The sequence below is a fragment of the Variovorax sp. EBFNA2 genome, from assembly GCF_033802765.1.
In the GTDB taxonomy this organism is placed as follows: Bacteria; Pseudomonadota; Gammaproteobacteria; order Burkholderiales; family Burkholderiaceae_C; genus Variovorax; species Variovorax paradoxus_H.
Genome location: NZ_CP138496.1, coordinates 5,189,894 through 5,206,850, shown reverse-complemented (window position 1 = coordinate 5,206,850; position 16,957 = coordinate 5,189,894). Strand labels below are relative to the sequence as shown.

16 protein-coding genes are annotated in these 16,957 nt (G+C 67.9%); 13 read left to right on the top strand and 3 right to left on the bottom strand.

All coding sequences use genetic code 11. The features are described from left to right. The first annotated feature begins 19 nt into the window (after positions 1-19). The 3 genes from cysM (at position 20) to RZE79_RS24440 (ending at position 1,784) form a co-directional block, all read left to right on the top strand. Positions 20-922, top strand: coding sequence for a cysteine synthase CysM (gene cysM, locus RZE79_RS24450; protein ID WP_319357201.1), 903 nt, complete (start codon positions 20-22; stop codon positions 920-922). Positions 923-991: 69 nt separating this feature from the next. Then, positions 992-1,567 (top strand): NUDIX domain-containing protein, encoded by a 576-nt coding sequence (locus tag RZE79_RS24445; RefSeq protein ID WP_101493184.1) that lies wholly within the window; start codon positions 992-994, stop codon positions 1,565-1,567. Next, the gene (locus RZE79_RS24440; protein ID WP_099795458.1) at positions 1,557-1,784 is read left to right on the top strand and encodes a sulfurtransferase TusA family protein; all 228 of its coding nucleotides are present in this window, start codon (positions 1,557-1,559) and stop codon (positions 1,782-1,784) included. The genes RZE79_RS24445 and RZE79_RS24440 overlap by 11 nt, the downstream gene beginning before the upstream one ends. A 68-nt stretch (positions 1,785-1,852) precedes the next feature. Here the strand turns inward: RZE79_RS24440 and galU are convergent, their stop codons facing one another. Next, complete coding sequence (gene galU / locus RZE79_RS24435; RefSeq protein WP_319357200.1) at positions 1,853-2,746, bottom strand: UTP--glucose-1-phosphate uridylyltransferase GalU; 894 nt, start codon at positions 2,744-2,746, stop codon at positions 1,853-1,855. Positions 2,747-2,847: 101 nt separating this feature from the next. Beyond that, positions 2,848-5,718 carry a valine--tRNA ligase gene (locus RZE79_RS24430; protein WP_319357199.1) on the bottom strand — a complete coding sequence of 957 codons (2,871 nt, stop codon included), beginning with the start codon at positions 5,716-5,718 and terminating at the stop codon, positions 2,848-2,850. A gap of 105 nt (positions 5,719-5,823) precedes the next feature. Here RZE79_RS24430 and yaaA point away from each other — a divergent pair, with 105 nt between their 5' ends. The 10 genes from yaaA to RZE79_RS24380 all read left to right on the top strand — a co-directional run bounded on the left by yaaA (position 5,824) and on the right by RZE79_RS24380 (position 15,577). Continuing rightward, positions 5,824-6,606, top strand: a complete 783-nt coding sequence (gene yaaA, locus RZE79_RS24425) for a peroxide stress protein YaaA (protein ID WP_319357198.1) — start codon at positions 5,824-5,826, stop codon at positions 6,604-6,606. Next, positions 6,606-7,454 carry a 2OG-Fe(II) oxygenase gene (locus tag RZE79_RS24420; protein ID WP_153282375.1) on the top strand — a complete coding sequence of 283 codons (849 nt, stop codon included), beginning with the start codon at positions 6,606-6,608 and terminating at the stop codon, positions 7,452-7,454. The genes yaaA and RZE79_RS24420 overlap by 1 nt, the downstream gene beginning before the upstream one ends. A gap of 25 nt (positions 7,455-7,479) precedes the next feature. Further along, the gene (locus RZE79_RS24415) at positions 7,480-8,379 is read left to right on the top strand and encodes an alpha/beta hydrolase (RefSeq protein WP_319357197.1); all 900 of its coding nucleotides are present in this window, start codon (positions 7,480-7,482) and stop codon (positions 8,377-8,379) included. Continuing rightward, positions 8,376-9,257: an NADPH-dependent 7-cyano-7-deazaguanine reductase QueF gene (gene queF / locus RZE79_RS24410; protein ID WP_319357196.1), complete on the top strand. Its 882-nt coding sequence runs from the start codon at positions 8,376-8,378 to the stop codon at positions 9,255-9,257. Before RZE79_RS24415 ends, queF begins: the two co-directional genes overlap by 4 nt. A 136-nt stretch (positions 9,258-9,393) precedes the next feature. After that, the gene (locus RZE79_RS24405; protein ID WP_319357195.1) at positions 9,394-10,299 is read left to right on the top strand and encodes an SDR family NAD(P)-dependent oxidoreductase; all 906 of its coding nucleotides are present in this window, start codon (positions 9,394-9,396) and stop codon (positions 10,297-10,299) included. 95 nt (positions 10,300-10,394) lie between these two features. Beyond that, entirely contained in the window at positions 10,395-11,285 is an 891-nt protein-coding gene (locus RZE79_RS24400) for a LysR substrate-binding domain-containing protein (protein ID WP_319357194.1), read from the top strand. Positions 11,286-11,298: 13 nt separating this feature from the next. Then, a complete protein-coding gene (locus RZE79_RS24395) occupies positions 11,299-12,186 on the top strand; it encodes a LysR family transcriptional regulator (protein WP_319357193.1) in 888 nt (295 codons plus the stop codon). Positions 12,187-12,309: 123 nt separating this feature from the next. Then, positions 12,310-13,464, top strand: coding sequence for a mandelate racemase/muconate lactonizing enzyme family protein (locus RZE79_RS24390; RefSeq protein WP_319357192.1), 1,155 nt, complete (start codon positions 12,310-12,312; stop codon positions 13,462-13,464). 103 nt (positions 13,465-13,567) lie between these two features. Further along, entirely contained in the window at positions 13,568-14,551 is a 984-nt protein-coding gene (locus RZE79_RS24385) for a tripartite tricarboxylate transporter substrate-binding protein (protein WP_319357191.1), read from the top strand. Positions 14,552-14,866: 315 nt separating this feature from the next. Next, positions 14,867-15,577, top strand: coding sequence for an aspartate/glutamate racemase family protein (locus tag RZE79_RS24380; protein WP_319357190.1), 711 nt, complete (start codon positions 14,867-14,869; stop codon positions 15,575-15,577). Positions 15,578-15,587: 10 nt separating this feature from the next. Here the strand turns inward: RZE79_RS24380 and RZE79_RS24375 are convergent, their stop codons facing one another. Further along, positions 15,588-16,949, bottom strand: a complete 1,362-nt coding sequence (locus RZE79_RS24375) for an MmgE/PrpD family protein (protein ID WP_319357189.1) — start codon at positions 16,947-16,949, stop codon at positions 15,588-15,590. Positions 16,950-16,957: the final 8 nt, after the last annotated feature.

Here is a 16,957-nt window from a genome sequence, read left to right as displayed (position 1 = left end):
TTATGGCACAGTGGCTGGCATGAATTATCCGACGATCGAAGACGCCATCGGCAAGACCCCCCTGGTCGCCCTGCAACGCATCCACGCGGCAGAAAACGCCAAGCGCGGCAACGTGATTCTCGGGAAGCTCGAAGGCAACAACCCGGCGGGTTCGGTCAAGGACCGGCCGGCGCTGTCGATGATCAAGCGGGCCGAGGAACGCGGGGAAATCAAGCCCGGCGACACGCTGATCGAGGCCACCTCGGGCAACACCGGCATCGCGCTGGCGATGGCTGCGGCCATCAAGGGCTACCGCATGGTGCTGATCATGCCGGAGGACCTCTCGGTGGAGCGCGCCCAGACCATGAAGGCCTTCGGCGCCGAACTCGTGCTCACGCCCAAGAGCGGCGGCATGGAATACGCGCGCGACCTCGCCGAGCAGATGGTCGGGCAGGGCAAGGGCCGCGTGCTCGACCAGTTCGCCAACCCCGACAACCCGCGCATCCACTACGAGACCACCGGCCCCGAGATCTGGACCGACACGCAGGGCAAGATCACGCATTTCGTGAGCGCCATGGGCACCACGGGCACGATCACCGGTGTCTCGCGCTACCTGAAGGAAAAGAACCCGGCGGTGCGCATCGTCGGCGCGCAGCCGGCCGAAGGCTCGCGCATTCCCGGCATCCGCAAATGGCCCACTGAATACCTGCCGAAGATCTACGACTCGAGCTGCGTCGACGAAGAAATCAGCGTGACCCAGGACGACGCCGAAGAAATGTGCCGGCGCCTCGCGCGCGAAGAGGGCATCTTCGGCGGCATCTCGGCAGCCGGCGCGCTGTGGGCGGCCATCGAGGTGTCGAAGAAGGTCGAGAACGCGACCATCGTCTTCGTCGTGTGCGACCGCGGCGACCGCTACCTGTCGACGGGCGTTTTCCCCGCCTGATTCCGTCATCCTGCTGCGGCGCCTTCATCGGGCGCCGCACGCCCGAGAAAAAAGAACAGAGACCTCCCCATGCCCCACCCCAAGTTTTGCCAGGCCTGTGCCACCCCGCTCGAATGGATCGCGCTCATGGAAGACGGCGGTCCCAAGGAGCGCCTGCGCTGCCCCAACTGCGGCCACACGCACTGGAACAACCCCACGCCCGTGCTCGCGGCCATCGTCGAGTACCGCGGTCAGGTGCTGCTGGCGCGCAATGCGGCCTGGCCGGGCAAGATGTTTGCGCTCATCACCGGCTTCATGGAAGCCGGCGAGACGCCCGAGGAGGGCATCGCGCGCGAGGTCAAGGAAGAAACCAACCTCGACGTGAGCGCGACGAAGCTCGTCGGCGCCTACGACTTCCAGCGCATGAACCAGATCATCATCGCGTACCACGTGGTGGCCGACGGCGAGGTGAAGCTCTCGCCCGAGTTGGTGGACCACCGCCTCTACGACCTGCCCGACCTGCGGTGCTGGCCCGCTGGCACCGGCTACGCGCTGGCCGACTGGCTGCGCACGCGCGGCCACGAACCTGTGTTCTTTACCGCCGCGGAAAACGAAGAGCGTCGCCGCGGCCTGAACCTGCCGCCGGAGCCTGGCAATGCAAGTTGACCGCGAAATCGACACGCGCGGCCTCAACTGCCCGCTGCCGATCCTGAAGGCGAAAAAGTCGCTCAACGACATGGCGAGCGGCCAGTTGCTGAAGGTGGTGTCGACCGACCCGGGCTCGGTGCGCGACTTCCAGGCCTTTGCGCGCCAGACCGGCAACGAGTTGATGGCGCAGGAGACCGTGGGCAGCGACTTCATCCACGTGCTGAAGCGGCGATAGCGTCAGCGATCGACAAAAGGAAAGGGGCCTCACGGCCCCTTATCTTTTTCAGTGCTTTGCAGCGTCCCTCAGAGCTTCAGGCTCTTGAGGTACTCGCGGAACTGCTCGCCCACTTCGGGGTGCGCCAGCGCCAGTTCCACCGAGGCCTGCAGGAAGCCTTCCTTGCTGCCGCAGTCGTAGCGGATGCCCTTGTACGCATAGGCGTAGACCGATTCCTTCTTCATCAGCGCCGCGATGCCGTCGGTGAGCTGGATCTCGCCGCCCGCGCCCTTGGGCTGGTTGCGGATCTCGTCGAACACGCCGGGTGTGAGGATGTAGCGGCCGGCCACGCCCAGGCGCGAGGGCGCGTCTTCGGGCTTGGGCTTCTCGACCATGCGGTTGACCTTCACGAGGCCGTCTTCCACGGTCTCGCCGGCCACGATGCCGTAGCGCTTGACGTGCTCCAGCGGCACTTCCTGCACGGCCAGCACCGAGGCGCCCAGGCGTGCGAAGGCTTCGGTCATCTGCGCCAGCACCGGCAGGCCGCCGACAGGGCCCACCATCAGGTCGTCGGCCAGCAGCACGGCGAAGGGCTCGTTGCCCACCAGGTGTTCGGCGCACAGCACCGCGTGGCCCAGGCCCAGCATGCGCGGCTGGCGCACGTACGAGCAGGTCATGTCGTCGGGCGACACCGAGCGGGCGATTTCGAGCAGCGCGTGCTTGCCGCTGGCTTCGAGCTGGCTTTCGAGCTCGTAGGCGGTGTCGTAGTGGTCTTCGATCGCACGCTTGTTGCGCCCGGTCACAAAAATCATGTCGCGGATGCCCGCGGCATAGGCTTCCTCGACGGCGTACTGGATCAGCGGCTTGTCGACAACCGGCAGCATTTCCTTCGGCTGTGCCTTGGTGGCAGGCAGAAAGCGGGTGCCGAAGCCTGCAACAGGGAATACGGCCTTGCGGATGCGTGTCGGGGAAGAAGTGGACATGGGCGGTTCAGTGTCGTTTCAAAGAGGAAAGAAGAGGGTTGGGAGAGGAGGCGGCGCGAAGCCGGCCACCGCATCCTAAGCCCCCACTCCGGCCTCGTCTGTCAGCCGAGGCGTACAAGCTGGTCGCGCAGGCGCTCCAGCGTGGCGGTGAAATCGGCCAGGCGCGTGCGCTCCTGTTCGATCACGGCGGGCGGCGCCTTGGCCACGAAGGCCTCGTTGCCGAGCTTGCCGTGCACCTTGGCGATCTCGCCCTCGATGCGTGCAATTTCCTTGCCGATGCGCAGCTTCTCGGCCGCCTTGTCGATCTCCATGTGCAGGCACAGGCGCGTGGTACCCACCACCGCCACGGGCGCGGCTTCGGCAGCGGCCTGCCACGAGGCCTCGTCGTCGAACACCTTCACTTCCTTGAGCTTGGCCAGCGCCTGCAGCACCGGGGCCGCATCGCGCAGGAAGGCCGCGCCCTCGGCGTCGTCGGCCACCGCGTACAGCGGCAGGCGCGTGGCGGGCGACACGTTCATCTCGCCGCGCAGCGTGCGGCAGGCGTCGACCAGCGCCTTCAGGCGCGCCACGTGCGCCTCGGCCGCTTCGTCGATCTTCTCGGGCTGGCTCTGCGGATAGGCCGCGATCATGATCGACGCGCCTTCGCGGCCCGCGACCTTCGAGACCTTCTGCCAGAGCTCTTCCGTGATGAACGGAATGATCGGGTGCGCCAGGCGCAGCAGCGCCTCGAGCACGCGGATCAGCGTGCGGCGCGTGGCGCGCTTTTGCGCGTCGTCGCCGGTCTGGATCTGAACCTTGGCGATCTCGAGGTACCAGTCGCAGAACTCGTCCCAGGCGAACTGGTAGATCGCGTTAGCCACGTTGTCCAGGCGGTATTCCTCGAAGCCCTTGGCCACTTCGGCCTCGACGCGCTGCAGCTGCGAGACGATCCAGAAATCGGCGCGGCTGAACTTCAGGTAGCCGTGCGCCTTGCCGCCGACCTGGCAGTCTTCCTTGGTGTGTTCGAGCAAGCCGCAGTCCTGACCTTCGCAGTTCATCAGCACGAAGCGGGTGGCGTTCCACAGCTTGTTGCAGAAGTTGCGATAGCCCTCGCAGCGCTTCGAGTCGAAGTTGATGCTGCGGCCGAGCGATGCGAGCGAGGCAAAAGTGAAGCGCAGCGCATCGGCGCCGAAGGCCGGAATGCCGTCCGGGAATTCCTTTTGCGTGTTCTTGCGCACCGCCGGTGCGGTCTCGGGCTTGCGCAGGCCTTGCGTGCGCTTGTCGAGCAGTTGGGGCAACTCGATGCCGTCGATCAGGTCGACCGGGTCGAGCACGTTGCCTTCCGACTTGCTCATCTTCTTGCCCTGCGCGTCGCGCACCAGGCCGTGGATGTACACGTCCTTGAACGGCACCGTGCCCATGAAGTGCTTGGTCATCATGATCATCCGGGCGACCCAGAAGAAGATGATGTCGTAACCCGTGACGAGCACGGTCGAGGGCAGGTACAGCGCCAGGTCCTGCGTCTTCTCGGGCCAGCCCAGCGAAGAGAAGGGCACCAGCGCCGACGAGTACCAGGTGTCGAGCACGTCTTCGTCGCGCGTGAGCGTCTTGCCGGGTGCCTTGGCCTGCGCCTCGGCTTCGGTCTCGGCCACGTACACCGTGCCGTCTTCGTCGTACCAGGCGGGAATCTGGTGGCCCCACCAGAGCTGGCGCGAAATGGTCCAGTCCTGGATGTTTTCCATCCAGTGGTTGTAGGTGTTGACCCAGTTCTCGGGCACGAAGCGCACTTCGCCCGACTTCACGACGTCGATGGCCTTCTGTGCGATCGACTGGCCGTCGGCGCCGGGGCGCGTCATGGCCACGTACCACTGGTCGGTGAGCATCGGCTCGACCACGGCGCCCGAGCGTGCGCAGCGCGGCACCATGAGGCGGTGCTTCTTCACCTCGACCAGCAGGCCCAGCGCCTCGAGGTCGGCCACGATGGCCTTGCGTGCCACGAAGCGGTCCAGGCCGCGGTACTTTTCAGGTGCGTTGTCGTTGATGGTCGCGTCGAGCGTCAGGATGCCGATCACCTCGAGCTTGTGGCGCTGGCCGACCGCATAGTCGTTGTAGTCGTGCGCAGGCGTCACCTTCACCACGCCGGTGCCGAACTCCTTGTCGACGTAGTCGTCGGCAATGATCGGAATCAGTTTGTCCACCAGCGGCAGCTTCACGTGCTTGCCGATCAGGTGCTTGTAGCGTTCGTCTTCGGGGTGGACCATCACGGCCGTGTCGCCGAGCATGGTTTCGGGGCGGGTGGTGGCCACCGTGAGCGTGCCGCTGCCGTCTTCGAGCGGGTAGGCGATGTGCCAGAGCGAGCCGTCTTCTTCCTCGCTCTCGACTTCGAGGTCGCTCACCGAGGTCTTGAGCACCGGGTCCCAGTTGCCCAGGCGCTTGCCGCGGTAGATCAGGCCTTCTTCATACAGCTTCACGAAGGTGTGCGTGACCACCTTGGACAGGTCGTCGTCCATCGTGAAGTATTCGCGGCTCCAGTCCACCGTGTCGCCCATGCGGCGCATCTGCTCGGTGATGGTGCTGCCCGACTTTTCCTTCCACTCCCACACGCGCGCCACGAAGTTCTTGCGGCCCAGGTCGTGGCGGCTGACCTTCTGCTCCTGCAGCTGGCGCTCCACCACGATCTGGGTGGCAATGCCCGCGTGGTCGGTGCCCGGCACCCACAGCGTGTTGGCGCCTTTCATGCGGTGGTAGCGCGTGAGGCTGTCCATGATCGTCTGGTTGAACGCATGGCCCATGTGCAGCGTGCCCGTCACGTTGGGCGGCGGCAGCTGGATCGCGAACGACTCCGCGCCTTCCTTGGGCTGCTGCGTGCCGCGGAAACCCGCCTTGGCGTAGCCGCGCTGCTCCCATTCCGGGCCCCAGTGCGCCTCGATGGCGGCGGGTTCGAACGATTTGGAGAGGCTCTCGAGGCCGGGCTGGGAGGTAGGTTCGCTCATGGGGAATGCAAAACGGCACCCTCGGGTGCCGTTGGTGACAAGGTGGGATTGCCCGGGATTTTACCGGCGCGGCCCGGGGTAACCCCAGCCCCACATAATCGACCGATGCTGTTCCTGCTTTCCCCCGCGAAGTCGCTCGACTACGACACCCCCGTCCCTTCCGAAACCCCCGCCACCCAGCCCCATTTCGAAGCCCCGCGCGGCCCCTCGGTCGAACTCATCAAGCTGCTGCGCGAGAAGTCGCCCCAGGACATCGCCGAGCTGATGCACCTGTCCGACAAGCTCTCGGCCCTCAACGTGGCCCGCTACGCCGCCTGGTCGTCCAAAAGCACCGAGAAGAACGCCCGCCAGGCCGCCTTTGCCTTCGACGGCGACGTCTACGGCGGCTTCGATGCCCGCAGCCTCACGCCCGCCCAGCTCGCCTGGGCACAGGACCACGTCGGCATCCTCAGCGGCCTGTACGGCCTGCTGCGCCCGCTCGACCGCCTGCAGCCCTACCGGCTTGAAATGGGCACCGCGCTGGCCAACCGCCACGGCAAGGACCTGTACGCCTTCTGGGGCTCGCGCATCGCCGAGCACCTGAACGAGCGCCTCGCGGCCGACCGCACGCCGGTCGTCATCAACGTCGCCTCGCAGGAGTACTTCAAGTCGGTGGACCAGAAAGTGCTCAAGGCGCGCGTGGTCGAATGCGTGTTCCAGGAATGGAAGGGCGACAAGTACAAGATCGTGAGCTTCTTCGCCAAGCGCGCTCGCGGGCTGCTGGTGCGCTGGGCCGTGCTGCACCAGGCGGCCACGCCCGAGGCGCTGGAAAAATTCGATCTCGAAGGTTATGGTTTCGACGCTCAGGTATCGACAGCCGAAAGGCTGGTGTTCAGAAGGAAAGTCTGATGTCCCAAGCGATCAGTCCGGAATTGCGCGAATGGCTGGTGGCCCAGCTCGCGGCCGGCCATTCGGTGCCCGCACTGCGCATGTCGATGCGGGCGGCCGGCTGGCAGGATGCCGCCACCGACCTCGCACTGGCCCAGCTCGAGGCCGGTTTTCCCGAGGCCGAGGCGGCCCTGGCCCTGGCGCCGGCCCGCACCGAGATGCCCGGCCCCGACCTGGACGGCGCGCCGCTGTACATCGAGGCCGGCGACCGCCGCGTGCAGGTGCTGCAGACCGTGCGGCATCCGCGCGTCGTCGTGTTCGGCAACCTGCTGTCGGCCGAGGAATGCGAAGGCCTGATCGCCGCCGCGCGCGTGCGGCTGGCCCGTTCGCTCACCGTCGAGACCCGCACCGGCGGCGAGGTGCTCAACGTCGACCGCACCAGTGACGGCATGTTCTTCGAGCGCGGCGAGAACGAGATCGTCGCGCGCCTCGAACAGCGCCTGGCCATGCTGCTGCGCTGGCCGCTCGAATATGGCGAGGGCCTGCAGATCCTGCGCTACGCGCCCGGCGCGCAGTACCGCCCGCACTACGACTACTTCGACCCGCACGAGCCCGGCACGCCCACCATCCTCAAGCGCGGCGGCCAGCGCGTGGCCACGCTCGTGATGTACCTGCAGGAGCCCGAGCAGGGCGGCGCCACCACCTTCCCCGACATCGGGCTCGAAGTGGCGCCGGTGCGCGGCACCGGCGTGTTCTTCAGCTACGACCGGCCCGACCCCGCCACCCGCACGCTGCACGGCGGCGCGCCGGTGCTCGCGGGCGAGAAATGGGTCGCCACCAAGTGGCTGCGCGAGCGCGAATTCAAGTAGCAGCCAAAGAAACAACAGGGAACCGATGAAAGTCACCGCCAACGGCCTGCAGATCGAAGTCGACGACACCGGCGGCGAAGGGCGCCCCGTCATCCTGCTGATCATGGGGCTGGGCATGCAGCTGGTAGCCTGGCCCGACGCGTTCGTGCAGCAGCTCGTCGATGCGGGCTTTCGCGTGGTGCGCCACGACAACCGCGACATCGGCCTGAGCCAGGGCTTCGACCACCTCGGCACCGGCAACATCGTGTGGGAAACCATCCGCCACCGCGTCGGCCTGAAGGTGCGCAGCGCCTATACGCTGCAAGACATGGCGCTCGATTCGCTCGGCGTGCTCGACGCGCTGGGCATCAACAAGGCCCACATCGTCGGCGCCTCGATGGGCGGCATGATCGCCCAGCGCATCGCCGCCACCGCGCCCGAACGCACCGCCAGCCTCGTGAGCATCATGAGCTCCAGCGGCGCGCGCGGCCTGCCGGGCCCGCGCCGCGAGGTCGGCGCCATGCTCATGCGGCGCCCGCGCAGCCACGAAGAAGCCGCGCTGGTCGCGCACAGCATCAAGCTGCTGCGGCTCATCCAGAGCCCGGCCTACCCGCAGACCGACGAGCAACTGGCCACGCGCCTCACCTTCAGCATGCGCCGCGCCTACCACCCGGCCGGCCTGATGCGCCAGATGCTCGCCATCGGCGCCGACGACGACCGGCCGCAGGTGCTGGCGCGCATCCAGCGACCGACGCTCGTGCTGCACGGCGACGCCGACGCGCTCGTGCCCATCGCCTGCGGCCAGGACACCGCGCGCCGCATTCCCGGCGCGACCTTCGTGGCCATTCCCGGCATGGGCCACGACCTGCCGCCCGAGGTCTGCACGATCCTCGCCAATCACATCGCTCCGTTCGCGCACGCGGCGGATGCCGGAACCGCCCCATGAGCCACGACCCGACCAACCCGAACCCCAACCCCAACACCCCCGAACAATCGCAGCTCGGTCGCGCCTCGGCCTACGCCGACACATACGACCCGAGCCTGCTGTTCCCGATTGCGCGTGCCACGCAACGCGAAGCCATGGGCATCCAGGCCGGCGCCTTGCCATTCTTCGGCGCCGATCTCTGGACCGCCTTCGAGCTGAGCTGGCTGAACCCGCGCGGCAAGCCGCAGGTGGCCATTGCGCACTTCACCATTCCCTGCGAAACGCCGAACATCATCGAGAGCAAGTCGTTCAAGCTGTACCTCAACAGCTTCAACAACAGCACCTTCGCCAGCATCGATGCCGTGCGCGAGCACCTGCGCACCGACCTTGCCGAAGCCGCATGGCGCGGCAGCGACCAGTCGGCCGGCATCGGCGTGAAACTGCTCACGCCCGACCTGTTCGACCGCGAGCCGGTGCACGAGATCGACGGCCTCGACCTCGACCGCCTCGACATCGAATGCACCCACTACCAGCCCGCGCCCGAGCTGCTGAGCAGCGACACGACGCAGGTGCATGTGAACGAAACCCTCACCAGCCGCCTGCTCAAGAGCAACTGCCTCGTGACCGGCCAGCCCGACTGGGGCAGCGTGCAGATCCGCTACAGCGGCCCGCCCATCGACCAGGCCGGCCTGCTGGCGTACATCGTGAGCTTTCGCAACCACAACGAGTTCCACGAGCCCTGCGCCGAGCGCATGTTCACGGACATCTGGCGCCAGTGCCAGCCGACCAAGCTCGCGGTGTATGCGCGCTACACGCGGCGCGGCGGGCTCGATATCAACCCGTTCCGCACGAGCTGGCCGCAGGCGCTGCCGGCGAACATCCGCACGGCGCGGCAGTAGCCAGCCAGTCGGCCCTCGCGCCGCCGCTTAAGCCCCTCTTCGGAAACCCCAAACCCGCGCCTGTCTCGCCTGTGGCATTCTGAAATTCCCCCGCGAGCTCGCGGGCGAACGAACATCCGAAGCAGAGGCAAGACACATGGTTGAAGGAAAAGTGATCGTCGTCACCGGCGCGGGCGGCGGCATCGGGCGGGACATCGCGCTTGCGATGGCGCGGCATGGCGCGAAGGTGGTGGTCAACGACATCGGTGCGGGGCTCGACGGCGAGGGCGGCAGTGCCGGGCCGGCGCAGCAGGTGGTCGAGGAGATCCGTGCGGCGGGCGGGCAGGCGGTGCCCAACACCGACAGCGTGGCCGAGGCCGCGAGCGCGGGGCGCATCGTGGAGTGCGCGGTCGACAGCTTCGGGCGCATCGACGCGGTGGTCAACAACGCGGGCATCCTGCGCGACCGGTTCTTCCACAAGATGTCGGTCGACGAGTGGGACGCCGTGATCAAGGTCCACCTGTACGGCGCCTACTTCGTGAGCCGCGCGGCCGCGACGCATTTCAAGGAACAGAATTCGGGTGCGCTGGTGCACATGACCTCCACCTCGGGCCTCATCGGCAACTTCGGCCAGGCCAACTACGCGGCGGCCAAGCTCGGCATTGCGGCGCTGTCGAAGTCCATCGCGCTGGACATGCTCAAGTTCAACGTGCGCTCCAACTGCATCGCGCCCTTCGCCTGGAGCCGCATGATCGGCCCCATTCCCACCGACACCGACGAGCAGCGCGCCCGCGTCGACAAGATCAAGCAGATGACGCCCGCCAAGGTGGCGCCGCTCGCGGTGTACCTCGCGAGCGACGCGGCCGCCGCGGTCAACGGGCAGATCTTCTCGGTGCGCAACAACGAGATCTCGCTCATCAGCCAGCCGCGCCCGGTGCGCTCCGTGCACCGCTCGGAAGGCTGGACGCCCGAGAGCATTGCCGAGCACGCCATGCCCGCGATGCGCGCCAGTTTCTTCCCGCTGGATCGTTCGGCGGACGTGTTCAGCTGGGACCCGGTCTGAAGACATGAGGGCATGAGGACAAACCCGCAAGCGGCTGCAGGCGGCGCCGTTCGCCGGACAATGCGCGTTCCTCCCGCTTCCTTCGTGCCCGCCCGGTGAATCTGCACTTCGACCTGTTCGACCTGAAACTGTTCGTCTACGTGGCGGACGCACGCAGCCTCACGCGCGGCGCCGAGAAGGCCTGCATCTCGCTGGCCGCCGCGTCCACGCGCATCAAGCAGATGGAAGAAGCGGTGGGCGGCAAGCTGCTGCACCGCAGTGCCCAGGGCGTGACGCTCACGGCCGCGGGACAGGCGGTGCTGTACCACGCCAAGCGCGTGATGCAGCAGATGGAGCACCTGCGCTGCGACATGCAGGACTTCGGCAAGGGCATCAAGGGCCATGTGCGCGTGTTCGCCAACACCACCTCGATCACCGAGTACCTGCCGCAGAAGCTCGCGGGTTTTCTCACGCAGCATCCGGCCGTGCAGGTCGATCTGCGCGAATACCTGAGCGAAGAAATCGTGCGCGCCGTGGCCGACGGCGAGGCCGATATCGGCATCCTCGCGGGCGACGTGCACACCGGCGAGTTCGATGCGCGCCCCTTCGGCCGCAACCAGCTCGTGCTGGTGGTGCCGCCCACGCACCCGCTGGCGGGCGCGTCGTCGGTGGCCTTTGCCGACACGCTCGACGAGCAGCACGTGGGCCTGCACCACGGCAGCGCGATCCACCGCTTTCTGCAGCGCCGCGCCGAACTCGCGGGGCGCGGCTTCAACCCGCGCATCCAGGTGAGCAGCTTCGAGGCCATCTGCCTGATGATCGAAGCGGGCGTGGGCGTCGGCGTGCTGCCATCGTCGTCGGCGCACCGGCTGTCGATGGCGATGCGCATCTCGACGGTGGCGCTCAGCGACGCCTGGGCCGAGCGTGAGCTCAAGCTCATCGCGCGCAACCGCGAACAGCTGCCGGCCTCCGCGCGCGAGCTGTTCGATCACCTCGTCCTTGTCTGAGGCGCGACGGGCCATGTCCGCCGACCTGAAGTCGCTGCGCCTGTTCGTGGCCGTGGCCGACCACGGCAGCATCAGCGAAGGCGCCAAGCGCTGCCACATCGCGCTGGCGGCTGCGAGCAAGCGCATCTCCGACCTCGAGGCCCGCGCGCGCTTGCCGCTGCTGGTGCGGCATGCGCGCGGTGTCACGCTCACCTCGGCGGGCCACGGCCTGCTCCTGCACGCGCGCGCCGTGCTGTCGGCCATGGACCGGCTGGGCGCCGAGCTCGACGATTTCCAGAACGGCGTGGCAGGCGTGGTCAGCATCACGGCCAATGCCTCGACCATCGCGCAGTTTCTGCCGGCGCAGATCGGCTCGTTCCTGCGGCTGCACCCGGTGCTCAAGATCGACCTGCAGGAGCGCGCCAGCACCGAGGTGGTGAAGGCCGTGCAGGCCGGCCTGGCCGACATCGGCGTGATCGAAGGCCAGACGCCGGCCGACGGCCTCGAATGCCTGCCTTATCGCACCGACGAGCTGGCCGTGGTCATCGCGCGCGACCACCCGCTGGCGCGCCGCAAGCGCATCGATGTGGCGGAGGTGCTGCGCCACGACCATATCGTGGTGCGCGAAGGCACGGCGCTGCACCGCGTGCTGCTCGCGGCCGCGCTCGAGGCGCAGGTGCCGCTCAAGGTGCGCATGCAGGTCGGCAGCTTCGACATGGTCTGCCGCATGGTGGAGCAGGGCGTGGGCATCGGCGTGCTGCCCTATGCGGCCATCCTGCCGCAGCTGCAGATCCTCAAGCTGCGCTGCCTCAAGCTCGATGCGCCCTGGGCGCTGCGCCGCCACCTGCTGTGCGTGCGCCGCCAGCAAGACCTGACAGCCGCCGCGCGCTCGGTGCTCGAACACCTCGGCCGTCCCGACTGAGCTGAGGCGGGCGGTCCATCGGGCGACGAGCCTTCGCGCCGCGCGAAGGCTCGAACTCGCCAAAAACGAATTGTTCTCCTGCGGCCCGCGCGCAAAGATGCGTGCACACCAAAGGAGACAGCCTTGAAGATCATCCGCGTCAGCGCCACGCCGCTGAACATCCCCGTGACCATCGACGTGGTCGGCCTGAACAAGCAGACCTCGCTGTCGCTGTGCCTCACCGAGATCGAGACCGACACCGGCCTCGTCGGCCACGGCATGACGGCCATCACCGAAGAAGAAATCATTGCCGCCGCCGTGCGCGAAGTGGCCGGCCCGGCGCTGATCGGCGAAGACCCGATGGCCACCGAGCGGCTGTGGGAGAAGCTTTACTGGCTGCTCTCGCCGCGCGGCCAGACCGGCTACGCGAGCCACACCATCGCCGCACTCGACATCGCCCTGTGGGACCTGAAGGGCAAGGCATTGGGCCAGCCGCTGTGGCGCCTGTTCGGCGGCGCGCGCGCCAAGGTGCCGGTGTATGCCACCTTCGGCTTCGGCTTCTTCGAGCGCGACCAGCTCGCCGCCGCTGCCAAGCTGTGGGTGTCGCAAGGCTTCCAGCGCCTGAAGATGACCGTCGGCAACCACGCGCTCGCACGCCGCGACGAGCCGCGCCCGCTCGACGAGGTCATCGCCGAAGACGTGCGCCGCGTGGCTGCTGTGCGCGAGGCCGTGGGCCCCGACGTCAAGCTGTACGTCGACGCCAACTGCGGCCTCGACCTGTTCCACGCCACCGAGCTCGCGCAGCGCATCGAGCCCTACGGCATCAGCTTCTTCGAAGAGCCGCTCACGCAGAACGACGTGCGCCAGATGGCCCAGCTGCGCGCACGCACGCGCATTCCGCTGGCCTGCGGGCAGAACGAGGGCCTGGCCTACCGCTTCCGCGACCTGCTCGTGAACCAGGCGGCCGACGTGCTGCAGCCCAACGTGACCATCTCGGGCGGCTACTCGCAGTGCCTGAAGATCGCGGGCATGGCCGCCGCCTTCAACGTGCCGATCGACAACGGCGGCGCTTGGCCCTTCCACAACATGCACCTGCACGCGGGCGTGTCGAACGGCGGACTGGTCGAGTACCACTACGTCGCGGTGAAGATGCTCGAGCAGATCTTCGACGGCCTGCCCGTGCCCGACCAAGGCTGGCTCACGCTGCCCGAGGCGCCGGGCCTGGGCTTCACGCCCAATGCCGAGCGCGTGCGCGAACTCGCGAAGCTGCCGACCTCGCACGGGAAAGGAAAGGCCTGAGCGCCGCCTCCCGACGACACTTTCGAAAACGACCAGGCCGCACAGACGGCCGGCGAATCCCGACCACCACGGAGACAAGATGAACGACAGAAGAAGAGACGCCATGCGGCCATCGCGCCGGCATGCCCTGCGGGCCGCAGCGGCCCTGGCCGGCCTCCTGGCCACCGCACCCGCCGCGTGGGCGCAGAAGTTTCCCGACAAGCCCATCCGCATCGTCGTCGGCTACTCGGCCGGCGGCGGCGTCGATGCGGTCGCGCGCATGCTCAGCGCGCGCTTGCCCGCCGTGCTGGGCCAGCAGGTGCTGGTCGAAAACCGCACCGGCGCCACCGGCCTCATCGCGGCCGACCTCGTCGCCAAGGCGCCGCCCGACGGCTACACGCTGATGATGGGCGACAGCGCCTTGCTCATCGCCAAGCTGCTGCAGCCGAAGATTCCCATCGATCCGCTGACCAGCTTCAAGCCCGTGGCCGGTGCCTTCGTGTCGCCGCTGATGATCGTCGCGGGCAACGACTTTCCTGCGAAGACACCCGCCGAACTCGTCAAGGAACTCAAGGCGCATCCGGGCCGTTATTCCTATGCGTCGTCGGGCGTCGGCACCGTGCAGCACCTGGGCTTCGAGATGCTCAAGCAATCCACCGGCGCGTTCGTGGTGCATGTGCCGTACCGCGGCGCGGCGCAGATCGTGCCCGATGTCGTCGGCGGGCAGGTGCCGCTGGGCGTGGTGAGCGCCACCGCCGCCATGGCGCAGTCGAAGGCCGGCAAGCTGCGCGCACTCGCGCTGCTGAACAACGCCAAGCTCGAAGGCGCCGAAAGCGTCGCGCCGCTGGCCGATGCGCTGCCGGGCTTCGACGTGGCGCCGCGCATCTTTCTGCTGGCACCGGCGGGCACGCCCAACGATGTCGTCGACAAGCTCTCGGCCGCCGTGAAGACCGTGCTCGACATGCCCGAGACGGGCGCGGCCGCCGCTGCGCAAGGCACGCTGCGCGCTTACGCCACGCCGGCCCAGTTGGGCAAGGACATGGCGGAGGAAACGACGCGATGGAAACGCATCATCACGGACCAGCGCATCGTGGCGGAGGGGAACTGAGGTGACGGTCTGTTCGAGTCGTTTTTCTGTGCGCTGCGGTTCTTCAGGGCGACGCTCCCGCCGACGGGGTACCTTGCTCCGCGAATGTCCCCCGCTTCGCTCCTCCTTGATTTCGCTGCGCAAGGCACCCCATCGCCGTGAGCGTTGGGCAGTGCAGTCGTTGATCGACCAACAAAGCGACCGCGCTCGGTGTGCGCAGGACACTGGGTGCTTCCCGCAGCGAAATCAAGGAGGAGGGCGAAGCCCGGGGGACATTCGCGGAGGGAAGTACCCGGTGGCCTGTGCACACGCCCTGAACCAACAAGAGCCACACCCATGACCCGTCCTCCTCATCTGGGCCTCATCGTCCCCCCAGCAGCCGGCGCAGTCCCGGTAGACGGCCCACTGCTCTACGGCGACCGCATCCGCTTTTCAGCAAAAGGGTTGGGCCTCGGCGAAATCTCCACCCGCGGCTACACCGAAGTGATCGACTCGGTCATCGGCAAGGCGCTGGAGCTCAAGGCAGAGGGCGCCAGCGCCGTCTCCCTCATGGGCACGTCGTTGAGCTTCTTCCGCGGCGTCGCCTTCACGCGCCAACTCCAGCGCGAGATGGAACAGGCCACGGACCTGCCCTGCACGACGATGAGCGACGCCATCCTCGCGGGCCTGCGCCACCTCAAGGTGCGGCGCGTGGCCGTCGCCACGGCCTACATCGACGAGGTCAACACGCAGCTGCGCACCTACCTCGAACAGAGCGACTTCGAGCCGCTCGCGCTCGAAGGCCTGGCCATCTCCGATGTGCAGGCCGTCGGCCAGGTGTCGACCGAGGTGCTGGTCGACCTGTGCCTCAAGGTGTTCGAAGACCAGCCCGGCGCTGACGGTCTCCTCATCTCGTGCGGCGGCCTCGTCACGCTCGATGCGGTGCGCGAGGTCGAGGCGCGCCTGCAGGTGCCCGTGGTGTCCAGCTCACCCGCAGGCTTCTGGGACCTCGTGCGCACCGCGGGGCTCGATGCGCGCTCGCCGGGGCAGGGCCGGCTGTTCGCCTGAAGTAACGGCCTCAGCCGAGCCAGCGCCCCACGCGGGCCGTGTCGGCCAGCTGCCAGACGCGCTCGCACAGCGCCTTCGCTTCGTCGGCCGTCGCGCCTTCGCCGTAGTGCGCCAGGCGCTGCATCTTGTCTTCGATCTCGGCGCGGCTCAGGCTGTTGCCGGGGTCGCCCTTGGGCTCGTCGACGCGGCCGGCCAGCGTGCGGCCGTCGGTGGTGTGCACGCTGACCTTGCCGATCCAGCGTGCGGGGTAGGCGGTGTCGACCTCGTCGTCGAGCGCCATCGTCACCTTCTCGCGGAAGGCCGAGACCTCGGGCGAGAGAAAGTCGCGGTCGAACTCGCCCAGGCCCGCGCGGCCGTGCACGGCGATGAGGCCGAGCACCGTGCCCATCGAGAACTTGCCCTGGTGCACCGTGGCGGGCACCGTCACGCGGCCGAGCACGTCGATGGCGCCCTGGTGCACGTGCGTCGTGACCTGGGAAACGTCGGCCGGCTTGAGCTGGTTCTGCGTCATCACTTGCAGCAGCGCATCGGCGGCCGGGTGCGTGTGGCGGCAGGAGGCGTGGTACTTGAACGAGGTTTCGGCCAGCGTCCAGCGCGTGCCCAGGCCGTCGGTGAGCTTGGCCGGATCGGCGTCGCTCGACATGCCCACGCCCAGCCCCTGCGCGCCTTCGAGGATCTTTGCCGCGCCCGTGAAGCCGTCCTGCGCGAGGTAGGCCGACATCAGCCCGCTGGCCGCCGCGTGCGCGCAGTGCAGCTGCTTTGAATCGGCGGCGTCGCGCAAGAACTCCCACACACCGGCCGACTGCGTGCCGGCCGAGCCGAAGGCATGCAGCATCTGTTGCGGCGACAGGTCGAGCAGCCGGCCCACGGCTGCGGCTGCCGCGAGCGTGCCCGCCGTCGCCGTGGTGTGGAAGGTGCGGTAGTGCGATCGGCCCAGGAACTCGCCGACGCGGATGCCCACCTCGTAGCCCGCGACCACGGCCGTCAGCAGCTGCGCGCCGCTGGCGCCGATGCTTTGTGCCACGGCCAACGCGGGCGCGATGACCACAGCGGCTGGGTGGAACACCGAGCCGTTGTGCACGTCGTCCTGCTCCACGTAGTGCGAGGCCGCCGCGTTGACCAGCGCGGCGAACAGCGGCGAGCTGGTGCGTCGCGAGGTGAGGATTTCGCTCGGGCCTTCTGCGGGGCCCATCATCTGCGCGAAGCGCTCGATGCTGCGTATCGGCCGTGCCGTGCGCGCCGCGAGCACCGAGCCGAGCCAGTCGAGCATCAGGTCCTCGGTGCGGCGCAGCACGGGTGCGGGAATGTCGGCGAACTTCAGCCCGGCCGCGAAGGTCGCGAGCACCTTGCTGGGGTGGTCGATGGCGTTCATGTGCAGTC